The sequence below is a fragment of the Vibrio sp. T11.5 genome, from assembly GCF_027587155.1.
Lineage (GTDB): Bacteria > Pseudomonadota > Gammaproteobacteria > Enterobacterales > Vibrionaceae > Vibrio > Vibrio neptunius.
On the sequence record NZ_JAPPTP010000001.1, the window covers coordinates 576254 to 591862 of the forward strand.

Annotated in this window: 19 protein-coding genes; 3 read left to right on the forward strand and 16 right to left on the reverse strand. The window is 46.3% G+C overall.

Annotated features, from left to right (window positions below; all coding sequences use genetic code 11):
• The first annotated feature begins 54 nt into the window (after positions 1-54).
• Positions 55-624, forward strand: a complete 570-nt coding sequence (locus tag OH455_RS02695; protein ID WP_269980257.1) for a UPF0149 family protein — start codon at positions 55-57, stop codon at positions 622-624.
• 126 nt (positions 625-750) lie between these two features.
• On the opposite strand, the gene OH455_RS02700 is transcribed toward OH455_RS02695, so the two are convergent.
• A complete protein-coding gene (locus tag OH455_RS02700; RefSeq protein ID WP_269980258.1) occupies positions 751-1803 on the reverse strand; it encodes a potassium channel protein in 1053 nt (350 codons plus the stop codon).
• Positions 1804-2096: 293 nt separating this feature from the next.
• Here OH455_RS02700 and OH455_RS02705 point away from each other — a divergent pair, with 293 nt between their 5' ends.
• Together OH455_RS02705 and OH455_RS02710 are read left to right on the forward strand one after the other, a co-directional pair.
• A complete protein-coding gene (locus OH455_RS02705; RefSeq protein WP_045976801.1) occupies positions 2097-2252 on the forward strand; it encodes a DUF5993 family protein in 156 nt (51 codons plus the stop codon).
• Between the two features lie 12 nt (positions 2253-2264).
• A complete protein-coding gene (locus OH455_RS02710) occupies positions 2265-2804 on the forward strand; it encodes a disulfide bond formation protein B (protein ID WP_045976800.1) in 540 nt (179 codons plus the stop codon).
• 55 nt (positions 2805-2859) lie between these two features.
• On the opposite strand, the gene nadA is transcribed toward OH455_RS02710, so the two are convergent.
• The 15 genes from nadA to ruvC form a co-directional block, all read right to left on the reverse strand.
• Positions 2860-3921, reverse strand: a complete 1062-nt coding sequence (gene nadA, locus OH455_RS02715; RefSeq protein WP_045976799.1) for a quinolinate synthase NadA — start codon at positions 3919-3921, stop codon at positions 2860-2862.
• Between the two features lie 146 nt (positions 3922-4067).
• Positions 4068-4844 (reverse strand): tol-pal system protein YbgF, encoded by a 777-nt coding sequence (gene ybgF / locus OH455_RS02720; protein WP_269980259.1) that lies wholly within the window; start codon positions 4842-4844, stop codon positions 4068-4070.
• Positions 4845-4858: 14 nt separating this feature from the next.
• The gene (gene pal / locus OH455_RS02725; RefSeq protein ID WP_269980260.1) at positions 4859-5398 is read right to left on the reverse strand and encodes a peptidoglycan-associated lipoprotein Pal; all 540 of its coding nucleotides are present in this window, start codon (positions 5396-5398) and stop codon (positions 4859-4861) included.
• Between the two features lie 37 nt (positions 5399-5435).
• Positions 5436-6749 (reverse strand): Tol-Pal system beta propeller repeat protein TolB, encoded by a 1314-nt coding sequence (gene tolB, locus OH455_RS02730; protein ID WP_443088578.1) that lies wholly within the window; start codon positions 6747-6749, stop codon positions 5436-5438.
• A 49-nt stretch (positions 6750-6798) separates the two neighbouring features.
• Entirely contained in the window at positions 6799-7830 is a 1032-nt protein-coding gene (tolA, locus tag OH455_RS02735) for a cell envelope integrity protein TolA (RefSeq protein ID WP_269980262.1), read from the reverse strand.
• Positions 7831-7843: 13 nt separating this feature from the next.
• Positions 7844-8287 carry an ExbD/TolR family protein gene (locus tag OH455_RS02740; RefSeq protein ID WP_206374269.1) on the reverse strand — a complete coding sequence of 148 codons (444 nt, stop codon included), beginning with the start codon at positions 8285-8287 and terminating at the stop codon, positions 7844-7846.
• A gap of 5 nt (positions 8288-8292) precedes the next feature.
• On the reverse strand, positions 8293-8991 hold the full coding sequence (gene tolQ, locus OH455_RS02745) for a protein TolQ (RefSeq protein WP_019275754.1): 699 nt from the start codon (positions 8989-8991) through the stop codon (positions 8293-8295).
• Positions 8981-9400 carry a tol-pal system-associated acyl-CoA thioesterase gene (gene ybgC / locus OH455_RS02750; RefSeq protein WP_269980263.1) on the reverse strand — a complete coding sequence of 140 codons (420 nt, stop codon included), beginning with the start codon at positions 9398-9400 and terminating at the stop codon, positions 8981-8983. Before ybgC ends, tolQ begins: the two co-directional genes overlap by 11 nt.
• Before the next feature lie 165 nt (positions 9401-9565).
• Positions 9566-9868 carry a cyd operon protein YbgE gene (ybgE, locus tag OH455_RS02755; RefSeq protein ID WP_269980264.1) on the reverse strand — a complete coding sequence of 101 codons (303 nt, stop codon included), beginning with the start codon at positions 9866-9868 and terminating at the stop codon, positions 9566-9568.
• Positions 9861-9968 carry a cytochrome bd-I oxidase subunit CydX gene (cydX, locus tag OH455_RS02760; RefSeq protein WP_000270284.1) on the reverse strand — a complete coding sequence of 36 codons (108 nt, stop codon included), beginning with the start codon at positions 9966-9968 and terminating at the stop codon, positions 9861-9863. Before cydX ends, ybgE begins: the two co-directional genes overlap by 8 nt.
• 12 nt (positions 9969-9980) lie before the next feature.
• Positions 9981-11117, reverse strand: a complete 1137-nt coding sequence (cydB, locus tag OH455_RS02765) for a cytochrome d ubiquinol oxidase subunit II (protein WP_269980265.1) — start codon at positions 11115-11117, stop codon at positions 9981-9983.
• A 15-nt stretch (positions 11118-11132) separates the two neighbouring features.
• Positions 11133-12719 carry a cytochrome ubiquinol oxidase subunit I gene (gene cydA / locus OH455_RS02770; RefSeq protein WP_269980266.1) on the reverse strand — a complete coding sequence of 529 codons (1587 nt, stop codon included), beginning with the start codon at positions 12717-12719 and terminating at the stop codon, positions 11133-11135.
• Positions 12720-13177: 458 nt separating this feature from the next.
• Positions 13178-14182 (reverse strand): Holliday junction branch migration DNA helicase RuvB, encoded by a 1005-nt coding sequence (gene ruvB, locus OH455_RS02775; RefSeq protein ID WP_269980267.1) that lies wholly within the window; start codon positions 14180-14182, stop codon positions 13178-13180.
• 20 nt (positions 14183-14202) lie between these two features.
• Positions 14203-14820 carry a Holliday junction branch migration protein RuvA gene (gene ruvA, locus OH455_RS02780; RefSeq protein WP_045976839.1) on the reverse strand — a complete coding sequence of 206 codons (618 nt, stop codon included), beginning with the start codon at positions 14818-14820 and terminating at the stop codon, positions 14203-14205.
• A 227-nt stretch (positions 14821-15047) separates the two neighbouring features.
• Positions 15048-15569 (reverse strand): crossover junction endodeoxyribonuclease RuvC, encoded by a 522-nt coding sequence (gene ruvC, locus OH455_RS02785; protein ID WP_006962853.1) that lies wholly within the window; start codon positions 15567-15569, stop codon positions 15048-15050.
• Positions 15570-15609 lie beyond the last annotated feature (40 nt).

Below are 15609 nucleotides of genomic sequence, written 5' to 3' on the forward strand. Positions count from 1 at the left end.
CGTTTTGGCTGTTAGTATTAGCTCAATTTCCATTACCCCGCTTTGGTATTCACTTTGACACTACAAGAAATCCTTTCTCAGCCAGAACTTGAAAACCGACTTATCAACGAGCCTAAGACTCAAGGATTCGTTACTGCAATGGCGGCCGCGCCAAACGTATTACCACCAGAAGAATGGCTTCCATTTCTATGGGGAGGCGAAGAAGTGGCGCCATTCTCAGATGGCGAGCAGTTAGAGACTTACATCGAATTGATCATTGCGATGTGGAATGAATACCGTCCTGCTCTTTTGGACAACCAGTGGGCATGGCCTAGCGAGTGCGCGCTAGACGAAGCCGATATCGTTAATCAGGAGACTCGTGATTTCTGTGAAGGTGTGCTTCAAGGTTGGCAGCTCGCCAGAGATGATTGGGAAACCATCATGCCGGAATCGAGCGAAGACAGCGCGTTGCTCGGCGGTGTATTGCTCTCTTTGAGTATGCTCTATGACCCAGAGACGTCAATCGCGACGCTTGCAGAACAAGGCATTGAAGGCCTTGAACAGTTTGAAGAAATATTCAACGCGATTCCAACTATGCTGTGCGGCCTAGCAATGCGCGGTTCCATGTTGGCGGAAGCGGAGTAAAAATAAAGCCGGCTCTGAGCCGGCTTTTTAATTACTTACGAATCGCCTCACCAATCGGGTTATTGACCGAGATCCGCTTACCTTTTTCGAATTGGCAAGTTGTAGGAATACTCGCCACTTTTACTACTAAGCCTGATGTCCTGAGTTCGGCATACTTTGCCAATCAATGCGGTCTACGCGCTCATCGGCAATGTAAAAAAGCTTCGCCCCTGCAGGAATCGCTGTGTCTAAATCTGGGTTAAGCTCTATGCCGCTTCCTGTATCAATGGCGATCAATGTGGCTTGATAAGCGCGTTTAATATAGACAAAAATAGACTGCACATCCGTAGGCGTTGCACTCTCTGGATAAATGGTGGAATACTGAGTCATCCCTCGCGTTGATGCGAGTAGCTCCTGATGGAGTGCACTAGATCCTGGGTCTACTGCGGCTTTGGCCAACATTTCTGCACCAACAGCAGGAATACATTCTGCGTTCGGGCAATGTTGATTTAACAATCGGCTCAACGCTTCATCTTTGAAATAAGCTAGTAAGTGCGCATTTGGGTTGACGTTGGCTGAGTAAAGCGCCGCTGACAAGGTAATATCATCTTCCAAGTTATCCACCACAATACAACTTGCCTGTGTGATCGATGCCTTTTCCATCTCCTGCTCGTCAGTATAACTGGTGACTTTGACAAAACCGATTTCTCCGGGCAAAGGGTTCTCAATGTCTGAACGACTACACAATACGATAGGCCGTTTACCCTCTTCCTCGTGCTGAAGCATGCGAATGAGATGCATGGTTCGCTGACCATTCCAACCTAAAAGCAGAATATGATTTTCCACACCAACTCTCCGTTTTCCTAATATTCCTGCGCGCCAGTAATCCACTGACGCTGACGCTAATCGGCCAATTAAAGCGGCAAATAAGGTTAAGCCACCCGGTATGACAAACAAAATCACTACCCATTTTCCAACTTGGGTCACGGGGGAATAGTCGCCATAACCGACGGTCGAAGCTGTCACCATGAGGTAGTAAATAAAGGTCGATACATCTTGAGTCAGCTCGCTTTCACCACTGGCTGCCAACGCTAGCCAAGACAAGGCAATGTATACGAAAAGCAATACGATCAAGTTTCGATTGCTTAGCTGGAACAAACGCACACCCAGCCACTTTTTGAAAACCAACCAAATTGACATATTTCTACTTACTCGACTGATTACTATCAATATTCTTCCAAGACTAACTCACTCAGGACCGATGAGCCAACTCTGTCACTCAAAGTAATGCTCGGCCTGAATGACTTATCGCCATAATGTTCATAAAATCAGAATCATAGAACAAAACCTAAGCCCATCAGATTTTAAAGTATGTCTTATTGCAATCTTAGGTTTTGCGTTTATCTATCGAATCTAACCGCACTCAGGTCTATCTTAACGATAGACGAGTACTAAACTCGCCATAATCAAGATAAGAAAGTAAGGGTTTTCACATGATGTCTTTCATTTTTTTGGTGCTTTTTGCCGCGATGCTGTTGGCATTCTGCGGCAAAAAATCACTTGGCTATATCCTGTTTGCCACTTCGGTAATACTCGGTTTGTATTGGTTTAACCACCATGCGAACGATGCTCTTTCAATATTGTTGTAAGGAGGCAGCACGATGAACCAAAATCAAATCATTAGACTCAATATTCTCGGCCTTTTTGGTATGACATTAGTCTTGCTGATCGGCTTTGTTCTTCAGTTTGCTCTCAATGAACTCCCCTGCCCACTTTGCTTGCTCCAGCGCATTGGCTTTGCCATGGTCATGTTTGGCTTTATGCTCAACATTAAGTACGGTGTTCAACAGCGCCACTATGGTGTGGTTCTGATAGGTGCTTTGTTTGGGGCTGCAACCGCGTTGCGACAAGTCTCACTACATGTCATTCCCGGTACTCCAGGATATGGCAGTGCGATTTTCGGCATGCACTATTACACTTGGGCGTTTGTTTTGTTCGCTGCAACGATTCTGGCGGTGGCGGTCTTGATGATGCTTTGGAATCAAGCATGGAACAACGAGTCATATGAAATGAGCAAGCTGGGGCGTCTGGTTTGCCTACTGGCCTTGTCAGTGGTCGCCCTGAACGTGATTTCTACGTTTTTCGAATGCGGACCTTACCAATGTCCAGATGATCCAGTGAGTTACTGGCTATTCAGTTAAGACAATGCAAAGACAAAAAAGCCAGCTTAGTTAAGCTGGCTCTTTGGGAAAAGCGTTAAGCGTTGCCTTTCACTTTGATGTTGAGCTGTTCAGCAAAATCTAGCATGCGGTTGAGGGGGATTAAAGACTTAACACGAAGCGCTTCATCAACAAAAATCTCATGCTGCTCACCACCATCTCGCAGTGCGCTCTCGATAGCTTTAAGCCCATTCATCGCCATCCACGGACAATGAGCACAGCTTCGACAAGTTGCACCGGCACCAGCCGTGGGCGCTTCAATTAGCTCTTTCTCTGGCACTAATTGCTGCATCTTGAAAAAGATGCCTTTGTCGGTCGCAACAATCATTTTTTTCTGCGGCAGTTCTTTGGCTGCTTTGATCAGTTGGCTGGTGGAACCCACAGCATCTGCCAATTCGACAACACTGGCTGGTGATTCAGGGTGGACCAAAATCGCGGCTTCAGGATAGAGACCTTTCATCTTACGAAGTGCATCAGCTGAGAACTCGTCATGAACAACACACTCTCCCTGCCACAGCAACATATCTGCGCCTGTTTGGTTAGCAATGTACGAGCCTAGATGGCGGTCAGGTCCCCAAATAATCGGTTTGTCTTCTGCATCTAAATGCTCGACGATGTCCAATGCGATACTTGAAGTCACGACCCAATCTGCACGTGCTTTAACTGCTGCCGAAGTATTGGCGTAAACTACCACGGTATGATCAGGATGCGCATCGCAGAATTCTGTGAATTTGTCCGCGGGACAACCCAAATCTAGCGAGCACTCAGCTTCAAGTGTGGGCATCAGAATGCGTTTTTCAGGCGTTAAAATCTTGGCAGACTCACCCATAAAACGTACACCACCTATGATGAGTGTACTCGCAGGGTGTCGGTTACCAAACTTAGCCATTTCAAGTGAATCACCAACAAATCCCCCCGTTTCTTCAGCTAGGGCCTGAATTTCAGGGTCAGTGTAGTAATGGGCGATCAATACCGCGTCTTTCTCTTTTAACAGCGCTTTAATATTTTTAATGTGCGCTTGTTTTTGTTCGTCTGTCAGCGGTGTTGGTTTTGGAGGGAATGGGTAAACGGTTTCGATTGTATCTAAAATGTGGCTCATTGCTCTTGCTCTACGCAACTTCCAGTAATCCGGGTATTGTAACCTCAACCTAGTTCAAGATGCCAGTTTCCGTCACAATTACTTATCGCTTATGCACTGAAAGCAAGAGTGATAAAAAAAGGAGTGGCAATGCACTCCCTTAACTATTATTTGAGACGTTCTGCTGCCAGTTTTGCAGAAGCACTATCAGGATAGTCATCAATGACCTGCTGATAGTATTTCTTAGCCTGTGCTGCATTGTTGTTACGTTGCGAAATGTCACCAAGTTTCACTAACGCGTCAGCACGTTTGTTGGAATCTTGGTAAGACACGACAGCGGCAAAACTTTTCACAGCCTCTTTGTCTTGCTTGTCAGCAAAATAGAGTTGCCCCAACCAATAGTGGGCGTTTGGCGCAAATATTGAATCAGGAAAATCTTTCTGGAACTGCTGGAAAGCGGCGATTGCCCCCGCGTAATCTCTCTTTTTAAGGATCAGATCTACGGCGTCCTGATAAGCGGTTTGTTCATCAGCGTTGGTACTGAACTTGCCTGCTGACTTGGCCTTATCATCCGTTGGCGTCGCAGTCACGACTGGCGTGCTGTTGACTTGGCTGCGAAGTTTATCAAGTTCGATAAACAATTCGCGCTGACGCTGCAGCATCTGCTGCATGTCGTAATTATTCTTTTCTAGCTGACCACGAAGATCACTAATTTCCAACGCCATTTCGTCGAGCTGTTGCTGCATCTGCAACTGAACACGATTGCGATTTTGTAGCAAACGCTCAAGACGTTGAACTTCGGTTTCATTAGCCGGAGCGGAGGAGGAGGACGGCACAGGGTTGCTGCCACTGATATCAGATACTGGAGCTGGTGCAGCGAACACAAAGTTCGCTGCACTTGCCAGTAACGTAAGCGTAACTACGCGCTTAAGGTTACTGAACATAAGGTTTTCCTTGATTAGTATACTAGAACCGCACGACGGTTCTTAGCGTATACTTCTTCAGATTGACCTAACAGTAGAGGTTTTTCTTCACCGTAGCTCACGATTGAGATTTGATCCGCTTGAACACCTAGTGCTTGCAGGTACTTAGCAACTGCAGCTGCACGACGCTCGCCAAGCGCGATGTTGTACTCTGGAGTACCACGCTCATCAGCGTGACCTTCAATCGTCACTTTAAGTGCTGGGTTCTTGCTTAGGTAAGCCGCGTGTGCAGCAAGTATTTTTTCGTAGTCACTAGCGATGGTTGCGTTGTCAAACGCGAAGTAAATTGTTTGAGACTCACGAAGTGCCTGCTCTTTAAGCTCTTGCTCAGAAAGTTGGCCGTTCTCACCGATTGGTGAAACTACAGTGGTATCAACGCCGTTAGCAGAACCAGACGTTGATTGGTTAGTTTCAGAACCAGAAGCGTTCGCTGCATCATCGCTTGAACTACATGCTGTAACTGCTAGAACTGGTAGCGCAATCAATAGCCCTTTAAGAACTTTGTTTAGTTGCATTGTTATATTTTCCTTACTTTTTGATACTTATTACTTGCTACAAAAACGGGGACCATGCCGGAGCACGAACTCGTCCATTTGTTGCCGGTAATCGAGCTTTAAAGCGTCCATCTATTGAAACCATTGATAATACATTGGCTTTGTTATAGATCGAGCTATAAATAACCATACCGCCATTTGGCGCGATACTCGGTGACTCATCTAACAAAGTTTTTGTAAGAACCTGAACGGCACCCGTTTCAAGATCTTGCTTCGCCAGATTGAAACCCGAGTTAGTACGATTGACCATTACTAGGAATCGTCCATCAGGCGTGATCTGCCCACCTAAGTTCTGACGACCCTGCCAGGTCAGGCGGTTGGTAGAACCACTTGCCAAATCTACTTGATAAATTTGAGGTTTACCACCCCGATCCGAGGTAAAGATTAATGATTTACCATCAGGATGCCAGAATGGTTCCGTATTATTTGATCTACCGCGTGTTATTTGCGTCAACTTACGGGTTTTGAGATCTAATGTATAAACTTGTAGGCTACCTGTTTTCGATAACACTAAGGCAAGTTTATTACCATCAGGAGAGAATCGTGGCGCACCATTATGACGAGGGTATGACGTTAGTTTTTCACGCTCACCCGTGTAGATGTTCATAATGTAGATTTCGGCTTGCCCATTTTGGAAACTCACATACGCCAACTTCTTACCGTCTGGTGACCAAGCAGGAGACATCAGGGGCTGTTTAGATCGCAAGACCAAACGTTCATTGTAACCATCGTAATCGGCTACACGCAGCTGATATGGATAACTGTCTTCGTCATTCACCACAACGTAAGCAATACGAGTCAAAAAGGCACCACGCTCGCCAGTAAGCTCTTTGTATACTAAATCTGAAATTCGGTGAGCATATTCACGCATACGCTCCCCAGGAACGGTTGCACGTTTACTAAAAAGTACGTGGTCTTTAGACAACACAAGTTGGCCATCAGTACTTAATGCTTTGCTTTGTCCTTGAGTCAGCTGACCTCGAATCACATCCACCAACTGGTAGTTGATGACATAATTCCCTTCCGCATTTTGCGAAATGGTCCCTGTAAGTAGCGCATCAACACCTAACCCCGTCCAAGCATCAAAGTCGATTTCACTTTCACTGTAAGGCGTTTGCGGCATTTTACTGGTCGCAACTGGGCTGAATTTACCACTACGCTGTAAGTCCGAGGCGATAATGGCTGACACATCATGAGGTAACTGGGTTGAACCTTCCCATTTAAATGGGACGATAGCGATTGGACGTGCAGAGTCAATGCCGTCTGTAATCACAAGCTCCAGCGCCGCATTGGCTACCTGAAACGTGCTCATCACTGTGAGCAAACATCCTAATACTAGTCGCTTTAACACAAGCTTTTCCTTATGGCTTAGGTTCTACGGTTAAATTGATATTCTTTAACTGATTGATGACGTCTTGTTCTTTAGGTAAAGGGAAGCTTCCTACCTGTGCGACCGCTCGTCGCGTCGCCGAACATAGTCGATTATCACCATCAAGCACGCTTAGGTTACCAACAATGGCGCCAGCACCTGTGGGAATCAGGCGCAGGTTAACCCGGCATGACTTTCCCCTGAAACTGTCCTCCAGTAGCAGGTTCTGCTGGATCAATTGGATATAAATAGCGCCGAATCGATCAGCTTCACTATTCACATGTTGCTGTCTCGCAGAGCTATTTTGCGCCGCTTCTGTTTCCAATCCAGAGAAAATATTATCCAAAGCGGCTTCTTGCTCTTTACGTTCGCGCTTTAAGCGCTCTAAACGCTCTTTTTCTTTGCGGGCTTTTTCAGCCGCTTCTTTCGCGGCTTTCTCTTTCGCTATACGTTGCTTCTCGGCTTTTTCAGCCGCCTCACGTTGACGACGAGCCTTTTCTTCCGCTTCTTTTGCTGCTTTTTCACGTGCAACACGTTCTTGCTCTGCTTTAGCGATGGCCGCTTCTTTCGCTTTACGCTCTGCTTCCAGTTTAGCCGCTCGTTCGCGCTCTTTCTGAGCTTGCTCTTCGGCCGCTTGGCGTTCTTTTTCTTTCTGTTTTCTTGCTTTCTCTGCTTCGCGCGCTGCTTTCGCTTCCCGAGCCTGCTGTTCTTTCAGCTGACGAATACGCTCTTCTTCTGCTTTGCGGTTTTTCTCAAGCTGCTCACTTTCGCGACGTAGCTTATCCAAACGATCTTGCTCTTTCTTAGCAGCTTCTTCTCGTTGACTACGAATTTTCTGAGCTTGTTGGCGCACCAAATTGGGGTCAATCACAACCGCTTGAACCATCTGACCAGAAGGCTCTGGCTTTGACATAGTAAAGTCGGTTCCCCAAATAAGTGCCACCGCCAACAACGCATGCAAAGCCGCAGATATTGCAATCGGCTTGGTGTAATCACTCTTTTTCTTTGGTTTTGTCTCTTTCATAACCTGAGAGCGCTTATTCCTTTATGTCCGTAAGAAGCCCCACTTTAGGGATCCCAGCACGACTCAATTCATCCAGCACTAAAACGACGTCTGCATAAGGCGTCGCCGCGTCGCCACCAACTGCAACAGGCGACTCTGGCTTTAAAGACAGTTCTGCTTTGACACGTACAATCACGTCTTGCAACGAAATACCGCGTATAACCTCTTCATCGTTGACACTTAGGCCCAAATTGCCTTCACGGTCAATTTCAACAATGATGAAGCTTGAATCACTATCGCCGGCAAGCTCTGATGCTGGTTTCGCCGTGGCTGTTTTAGGTAACTCAACATCCACGCCCTGTGTTACAAAAGGCGACGTCACCATAAAGATGATTAACAGCACAAGCATAACGTCGATGTAAGGCACAACGTTAATCTCTGCTGTCATCTTGCGTTTTTTAGGTTGATAGCCTGCCATATCCGTTAATCTCTGTTAGCGGAATCACGTCCAGCCATCGCTTGGCGATGCAGGATGCTGTGGAATTCTTCTGAGAATGTGGCGTAGTTGTGTTCCAACTTACCCACTTTATTGCTTAATCGGTTGTAAGCCATAACCGCAGGAATCGCAGCAAACAGCCCCATCGCGGTCGCAACCAGTGCTTCAGCGATCCCTGGGGCAACCATAGCGAGGGTAGCCTGCTTGACTTCACCCAGTGCAATAAAGGCATGCATTATACCCCACACCGTACCAAATAGGCCGATATAAGGACTGATTGAACCAACGGTCGCAAGGAACGGCAGGTTAGTTTCAAGCTCATCAACCTCACGTGCAACAGCAACACGCATGGCACGACCTGTGCCTTCCATGATGAAGTCTGGTGAATCAGCGTTGGATTTTCTTAGGCGAGCAAACTCGGTGAAACCTGAATAGAAAATTTCTTCGGTTCCTGCCAGTTCGTCTTTGCGCTTTTTGGCGTTTTGATAAAGAACGGAAAGATCAGTGCCTGACCAAAACTTATCCTCGAAGGTTTCAGCGCCTTTCGCCGCTTGGGATAGCACTTTACTGCGTTTAATGATCATTGCCCATGAAACGATCGACATACCTAACAAGGTCAACATCACCATTTTTACGAGCAGGCTTGCTTGCAAAAACAGGTCAAGCATTGAAATATCAGCGGTCACTGTGAGTAAACTCCATAACTATTGATTGAGGGATCGCTTTTGGCCTCATTTTGTTATTATCGATGCATGCTACCTTAACCATTGCTTTACACAATGTTTTACCTGCAGGATTTACGATCTCCTGACAGAAAATAAGGGTGGCTTTCTTAATCTCTGCAACCGATGTCTTAACCGTTAGACGGTCTTCAAGACGCGCGCCTTGCAGAAAATCGATGTCCATATGTCGGACTACGAAACCAATGTTTTGTTCCAAAAGAGTCGATTGAGAAACGCCAATACTGGTCAGACACTCCGAACGACCACGCTCAAAATATTTAAGGTAGTTGGCGTGATAAACCACTCCTCCCACATCAGTATCTTCATAATAAACAGTGACAGGAAGCTCAAATACAGCATGTTCGTTTTGCAAAGCAAACCCTTTCTAACAATTGAGGTGCTTTACTATAACGCAACTCGTTGTCCTTTATGCAAGGGTTAATGTAGGTTTTCAAAGATTGAAACAAAAAAATAGCGCCGACTATCAAATAGTGGCGCTATTGTGACTAATTAGTGGATGATTTTCAGTCAGTTCAAATTATAAAACTCGTATTAGAGCTAAATAAATTAGAATCATTAAAGAAAAATAGGGACTGAATAATACCTGCCAATACCAATTTTTTGGTTGGAAGCTCAAGCCAAAGATCATGCTGGAACAAATAGCCCAAATCATTAGCGGTGAGATTAGGGCATTAAAACCACCAATCGATGCAGAGTATTGCTCAGGGTCCCACATCACCATAGCGACATGATAAAAACCAAGGATCAGGGATAAGGCTCGAAACAGAGCCTTATCCATTGGCGCATGTAGCTTAGCGACCTGCTCAGTGAGTTTACTCACTATCTTTATCCATCATTTCTGAATGCTCTAACCAAAGCGCGTTGATGATACCGAATGCACAAGCAAGTAGTACACCTAGAATCCATGCGAAATACCACATAGTAATTGCTCCTTAGTAAAGTGAGTTTTTGTTGTCTTCAATGAACTTATTGTCCAGACGGCCAAACATTTTATAGTAAGTCCAAATGGTGTAAGCCAAGATAATTGGCACCATAATGAAGGCGACGCCTGTCATCAGGTTCAAGGTCAGCTCAGATGACGTTGCATCCCACATGGTCAAGCTGTGATTAGGCATCAAATCAGAAGGCATGATGAATGGGAACATCGCCAGACCCGCTGTGAAAATAATACCCGCATTACCGAGGCTTGAAGCAAAGAAGGCGATGCCACCACGCTCCAGACGTGATGCCAGTACAGCCACAAGAGACATCGCAACACCCAATACTGGAGCAATCCACATCAATGGGTATTGTTCAAAGTTGTTCATCCAAGCACCCGCTTCACGAACCACTTCTTTGGCAAGCGGGTTTGACGCTCCGTTATGGTCAATCGCACTGGTAATCACATAACCGTCAATGCTCTGGATCCAGAAACCGGCAGCAACGAAAGTCGCCACGGTTAATAAGCCCATGATTTGTGCAACACTGCGTGAGCGATCGTGCACTTCGTCAGTAGTCTTCATCTGAAGCCAAGTAGCCCCTTGCATAAGAATCATGAACAAGCTGACTAGGCCACATAACAATGCGAACGGGTTTAACAAACCAAAGAATGAACCGTGATACGTTGGCATCAAAAATTCAGTCAACTGGAAGGGCACACCTTGCAGTAGGTTACCAAACGCCACACCAAAGATGATAGGTGGAACAAAGCCACTGATAGAAATACAGATATCCCAAGTTTGACGCCACTTCGTATCTTCAATCTTTGAGCGATAAGAGAGGCCTAGGGGTCTCAACCATAACGCCGCTAGCGTCAAAATCATCGCCAGATAAAACCCTGAAAAAGACGTCGCGTAAACTAAAGGCCATGCAGCAAATAGAGCACCACCCGCTGTCACCAACCAAACTTGGTTGCCTTCCCAGTGTGGGGCGATCGAGTTGATCATTACACGACGTTCCGTGTCATTTTTTCCGATGACAGGTACTAGCGCGCCAACACCCATATCAAAGCCATCAGTCACTGCGAAGCCTACCAGGAGAACACCGATTAGAACCCACCAGATAAGTCGCAAGATTTCGTATTCAAACATAAGTTTCTCCTTGCTTTACGCGTCTACTTGACGACTAACTTTGTCTTCAACAGAGTCAGCGTTTTGCTCAAAGTGGTAACGACCTGTCTTCAGGCTGCTAGGACCTTTGCGAGCAAATTTCACCATCAAGTACACTTCTGCAATCAGGAAGACGGTGTATAGCGCCAAGATTGCAAACAGTGATGTCCAAATTTCTCCCGCGGTGAGTGCCGATGCGGCCACATTGACAGGTAGAATTTCACCGACTGCCCATGGCTGGCGACCAAATTCAGCCACAAACCAACCCGCTTCGATAGCAATCCAAGGCAGTGGAATACTCAGCAACGCGGCTTTTAATACCCATGGTTTTTGTTCAATTTTCTGACGACAAGTCTGGATAAATGCAGCACCGAATACAAACAGCATGATAAAGCCACACGCCACCATGATTCGGAACGAGAAGAACAAAGGCCAAACCGTCGGGATAGAATCATCCGCCGCCGCTTGGATTTGATCTTCGGTCGCATCAACAACCTTGTTTGTGTAACGCTTCAGAAGTAGGCCGTACCCTAGGTCACCCTTCACTTCATCAAACGCCGCCATGTTTTCTTCTGACTTATCACCTGAACGAAGTTTTTCAAGCAGTTCATAGGCATACATGCCCGTGCGGATGCGTTCAACGTGCTCGTCTCGAAGATCACGTAAACCTGTTACCTGCTCATCCAGCGAACGCGTAGCAATGATACCCATAACATACGGGATCTTGATCGCGTAATCGGTATGCATGGTTTCCTGATTTGGGATACCAAATAGAGTGAACGCCGCAGGTGCTGGCTCGGTATGCCATTCGGCTTCTACTGCTGCAAGTTTTACTTTCTGCACTTCACCGAGTTCATAACCAGATTCATCACCGAGCACGATTACAGACAGAATTGCCGCCATACCAAAAGAGGCAGCGATGGCGAATGAACGACGAGCGAAAGCGATGTCACGACCTTTTAGTAGGTAGTAAGAACTGATGCCAAGAATAAACATCGCGCCTGTCGTATAACCAGAAGCTACCGTGTGTACGAATTTCACCTGAGCAACCGGGTTAAGTACTACCTCGGCAAAGCTCACCATTTCCATTCGCATGGTTTCAAAGTTGAATTCTGCGCCAACTGGATTTTGCATCCAACCATTCGCCACCAAAATCCACAGTGCCGAGAAGTTAGAACCCAAGGCAACCAACCATGTTACGACCAAGTGCTGTCGTTTAGTCAGTCGGTCCCAGCCGAAGAAGAAAAGACCAACAAAAGTGGACTCAAGGAAGAAGGCAACCAGTGCTTCGATGGCCAACGGCGCACCGAATATGTCCCCAACATAATGAGAATAGTAAGACCAGTTAGTACCAAATTGGAACTCCATGGTCAGGCCGGTGGCTACACCAAGTACGAAGTTAATACCGAAAAGCTTACCCCAGAACTTTGTCATGTCCTTGTAGATTTGCTTGTCCGTCATTACGTACAGAGATTCCATGATGGCGAGAAGGAAAGCCATACCCAGAGTCAATGGTACGAAGAGGAAGTGATACATCGCAGTGAGCGCAAACTGCAACCGCGACAGATCGACTACATCAATCATGTTTACTCCTATGTGTCGGCTGAAGACACTTTCTACATTTATGCATCGTAAATAGGCATTAAGCCAACTTAGATAATGTTGCTAAAGAACAGTATGTTGTTGCAAAAATGTACCGTAACGGTTAGTTAATTGTTAAGCATCAGCTAATATAGCTAGCGCTAATGCTACTCCTAAAAACAGTCCGTTTCAAAAAGTTTATATTTAGGCTTCGCTTTGATTTAAATCAAATTTTACGCGGCCTTTTTGGCCAAAAAAGCATCACATTGATCTCCATCAACAGTTTAAGCGAGCTTTTGTTAATTTGGCGTTATTTGCGAGGTTCAACAAGGTATTTATGCAAAACAAGCGCTTAACAACTCACGTATTTTAGTTACCTATTTGGCACTATCGAGATCTCATTATTGTGATCAAGATCACCCATAATAAAAGACCAGCTCGTTTGAGCTGGTCCTGAAAACTTATTTTTCAATTCCGAAATGAAGATAGGCCCTATCGGTCGCAATCCGGCCTCTCGGTGTCCGTTGCAGATAGCCTTGTTGTATCAGATACGGCTCAAGGACATCTTCAATGGTGTCCTTCTCCTCGCCAATGGCAGCGGCCATATTGTCCAATCCAACCGGCCCTCCTCCGAACTTCTCCATGATCGCTAACAGCAACTTACGGTCCATGTAATCGAAGCCCTGTGCGTCGACATCCAACATATTGAGGGCTTTATCTGCAATATCGGCACATATGTGACCATTGCCTTTTACTTCTGCGTAATCACGCACTCGACGCAGTAAACGGTTGGCAATACGCGGTGTGCCACGAGCACGCCTTGCAACTTCAAGTGCGCCTTCACTTTCCATCGACAAGCCAAGGCAATCAGCACTACGCTGAACAATATGTTGCAGATCAGCAATTTTGTAGTACTCGAGACGCTGAGTAATACCAAAACGATCACGAAGTGGTGAGGTCAATGAGCCCGCTCGTGTGGTAGCGCCGATTAAAGTAAAGGGGGGTAAATCAATTTTGATAGAACGCGCAGCAGGACCTTCACCAATCATAATATCGAGTTGGTAATCTTCCATCGCCGGATACAACACCTCTTCAACCATCGGGCTCAGACGGTGAATTTCATCAATGAACAATACGTCGTTTTCTTCGAGGTTGGTCAGAAGCGCGGCCAAGTCTCCCGCTTTTTCCAACACAGGACCCGATGTCGTGCGAATGTTTACGCCCATTTCATTAGCAACAATATTCGCCAATGTGGTCTTGCCCAAACCAGGAGGACCAAATATCAACAAGTGGTCCAATGCTTCTTCACGTAAGTTAGCCGCCTTGATGAAAATCTCCATCTGATCACGAACGTGATCTTGTCCTTGATAATCCGCCAGTTTTTTCGGGCGGATTGCCCTGTCGATAATGTCTTCTTCTTTATAAACCGCATTTTCTGGCGCGATTAGACGATCCGCTTCTATCATTTACCGTTCCTAGTCGTCACTTAAACCATGGACTTCAGTGCTTCGCGGATCAGCTCTTCGCTGCTCATATCCGCGGTTTTGACCTGAGACACTACTTTAGAAGCTTGCGTCGGTTTATAGCCAAGTGCAAGTAATGCGCTGATTGCTTCTTCTTCGGCGTTCGCTTGATTTGCCTGAGGCGCTGAATCGACGGGCGCCGCATCGGTATGTGGTGTGAACAAATCACCCGCTCCCCAACCTTTAAGACGGTCTTTCATCTCAACGACTAGACGTTCTGCAGTTTTCTTACCTACGCCCGGCAATTTGACCAGTGTAGAAATGTCTTCACGTTCAACACAAGAAACAAACTGACTGGCTGTCATACCTGATAATATGCCTAGACCCAGTTTCGGGCCGACACCGTTGGCTTTAATCACTTCGCGAAACAGAGCGCGTTCTTTAACGGTATTGAAGCCATACAGCAACTGAGCATCTTCGCGAACAACAAAATGCGTGTAGATGATTGCTTCTTCACCAATATTAGGCAATTCGTAAAAACAGCTCATCGGCATCTGAACTTCATAGCCAATACCATTTACTTCAATCAACAATTCAGGGGGTTGCTTTTCAAGCAGAATGCCACGCAAACGTCCAATCACACTCAATACTCTTTGGAAATGAATTTGCGACAGGATAATAAAGAACTGGATAGACATCCAGTTCTTTATAATGTGTGACTAGATTTTTGAGACCATCAGATCAAGCTGAGATGTGAGAGTAGGTACTGTTTCGACCTGTTCGTTTAACTGGCATTATTCAGTGCCAGTGGTGGGTCTGTTCCGCGACCGACGTGCGAATGAGCCTCTTTATTACTTTGCTCCTGCAATCAGCGATAACGCCCTCGCCTTGCACTGGTTGCTTTGCCAGCGAGCGCCACTAACGTTTTATTAGTGTTTGCATGACAGATTGCCACACCTAGGGCATCAGCCGCGTCCGCCTGTGGCTTGGCAGGGAGTTTGAGCATTGACTGCACCATATGCTGGACCTGCTCTTTATCTGCCCCACCTGTGCCAACCACCGCCTGTTTGATTAATCGAGCTGCGTATTCGTATACAGGGAGATCAGCATTGACCGCGGCGACAATTGCGCTGCCGCGAGCTTGACCAAGTTTTAGGGCTGAGTCTGCATTGCGCGCCATAAACACTTGCTCAATGGCAAACACATCCGGTTGAAACTGAGTAATGATTTCGGTTACACCAGCGTAGATTTGCTTCAGGCGACCGGGTAGTTCTTTTTCTGATGTTCGAATACAGCCACTGCCCAAATAGTGAAGGTGGCGTCCGGTCTGACGGATCACGCCATACCCAGTGATGCGGGAGCCTGGGTCAATACCCAAGATGATTGACATAGTGCTTCGGAAACCTATTCGTTGAGATTGCGCGTATCTT

Excerpts from the sequence above, each read along its gene's own strand:
- cydX (WP_000270284.1), bottom strand. The coding sequence starts at position 9,968 with ATGTGGTATTTCGCATGGATTCTAGGTGTACTACTTGCTTGTGCATTC.
- pal (WP_269980260.1), bottom strand. The coding sequence starts at position 5,398 with ATGCAACTAAACAAAGTTCTTAAAGGGCTATTGATTGCGCTACCAGTT.
- cydA (WP_269980266.1), bottom strand. The coding sequence starts at position 12,719 with ATGATTGATGTAGTCGATCTGTCGCGGTTGCAGTTTGCGCTCACTGCG.
- ruvB (WP_269980267.1), bottom strand. The coding sequence starts at position 14,182 with ATGATAGAAGCGGATCGTCTAATCGCGCCAGAAAATGCGGTTTATAAA.
- OH455_RS02700 (WP_269980258.1), bottom strand. The coding sequence starts at position 1,803 with ATGTCAATTTGGTTGGTTTTCAAAAAGTGGCTGGGTGTGCGTTTGTTC.
- tolA (WP_269980262.1), bottom strand. The coding sequence starts at position 7,830 with ATGAAAGAGACAAAACCAAAGAAAAAGAGTGATTACACCAAGCCGATT.
- OH455_RS02740 (WP_206374269.1), bottom strand. The coding sequence starts at position 8,287 with ATGGCAGGCTATCAACCTAAAAAACGCAAGATGACAGCAGAGATTAAC.
- tolB (WP_443088578.1), bottom strand. The coding sequence starts at position 6,749 with ATGAGCACGTTTCAGGTAGCCAATGCGGCGCTGGAGCTTGTGATTACA.
- OH455_RS02710 (WP_045976800.1), top strand. The coding sequence starts at position 2,265 with ATGAACCAAAATCAAATCATTAGACTCAATATTCTCGGCCTTTTTGGT.
- ruvC (WP_006962853.1), bottom strand. The coding sequence starts at position 15,569 with ATGTCAATCATCTTGGGTATTGACCCAGGCTCCCGCATCACTGGGTAT.
- cydB (WP_269980265.1), bottom strand. The coding sequence starts at position 11,117 with ATGTTTGAATACGAAATCTTGCGACTTATCTGGTGGGTTCTAATCGGT.
- ybgF (WP_269980259.1), bottom strand. The coding sequence starts at position 4,844 with ATGTTCAGTAACCTTAAGCGCGTAGTTACGCTTACGTTACTGGCAAGT.
- OH455_RS02705 (WP_045976801.1), top strand. The coding sequence starts at position 2,097 with ATGATGTCTTTCATTTTTTTGGTGCTTTTTGCCGCGATGCTGTTGGCA.
- nadA (WP_045976799.1), bottom strand. The coding sequence starts at position 3,921 with ATGAGCCACATTTTAGATACAATCGAAACCGTTTACCCATTCCCTCCA.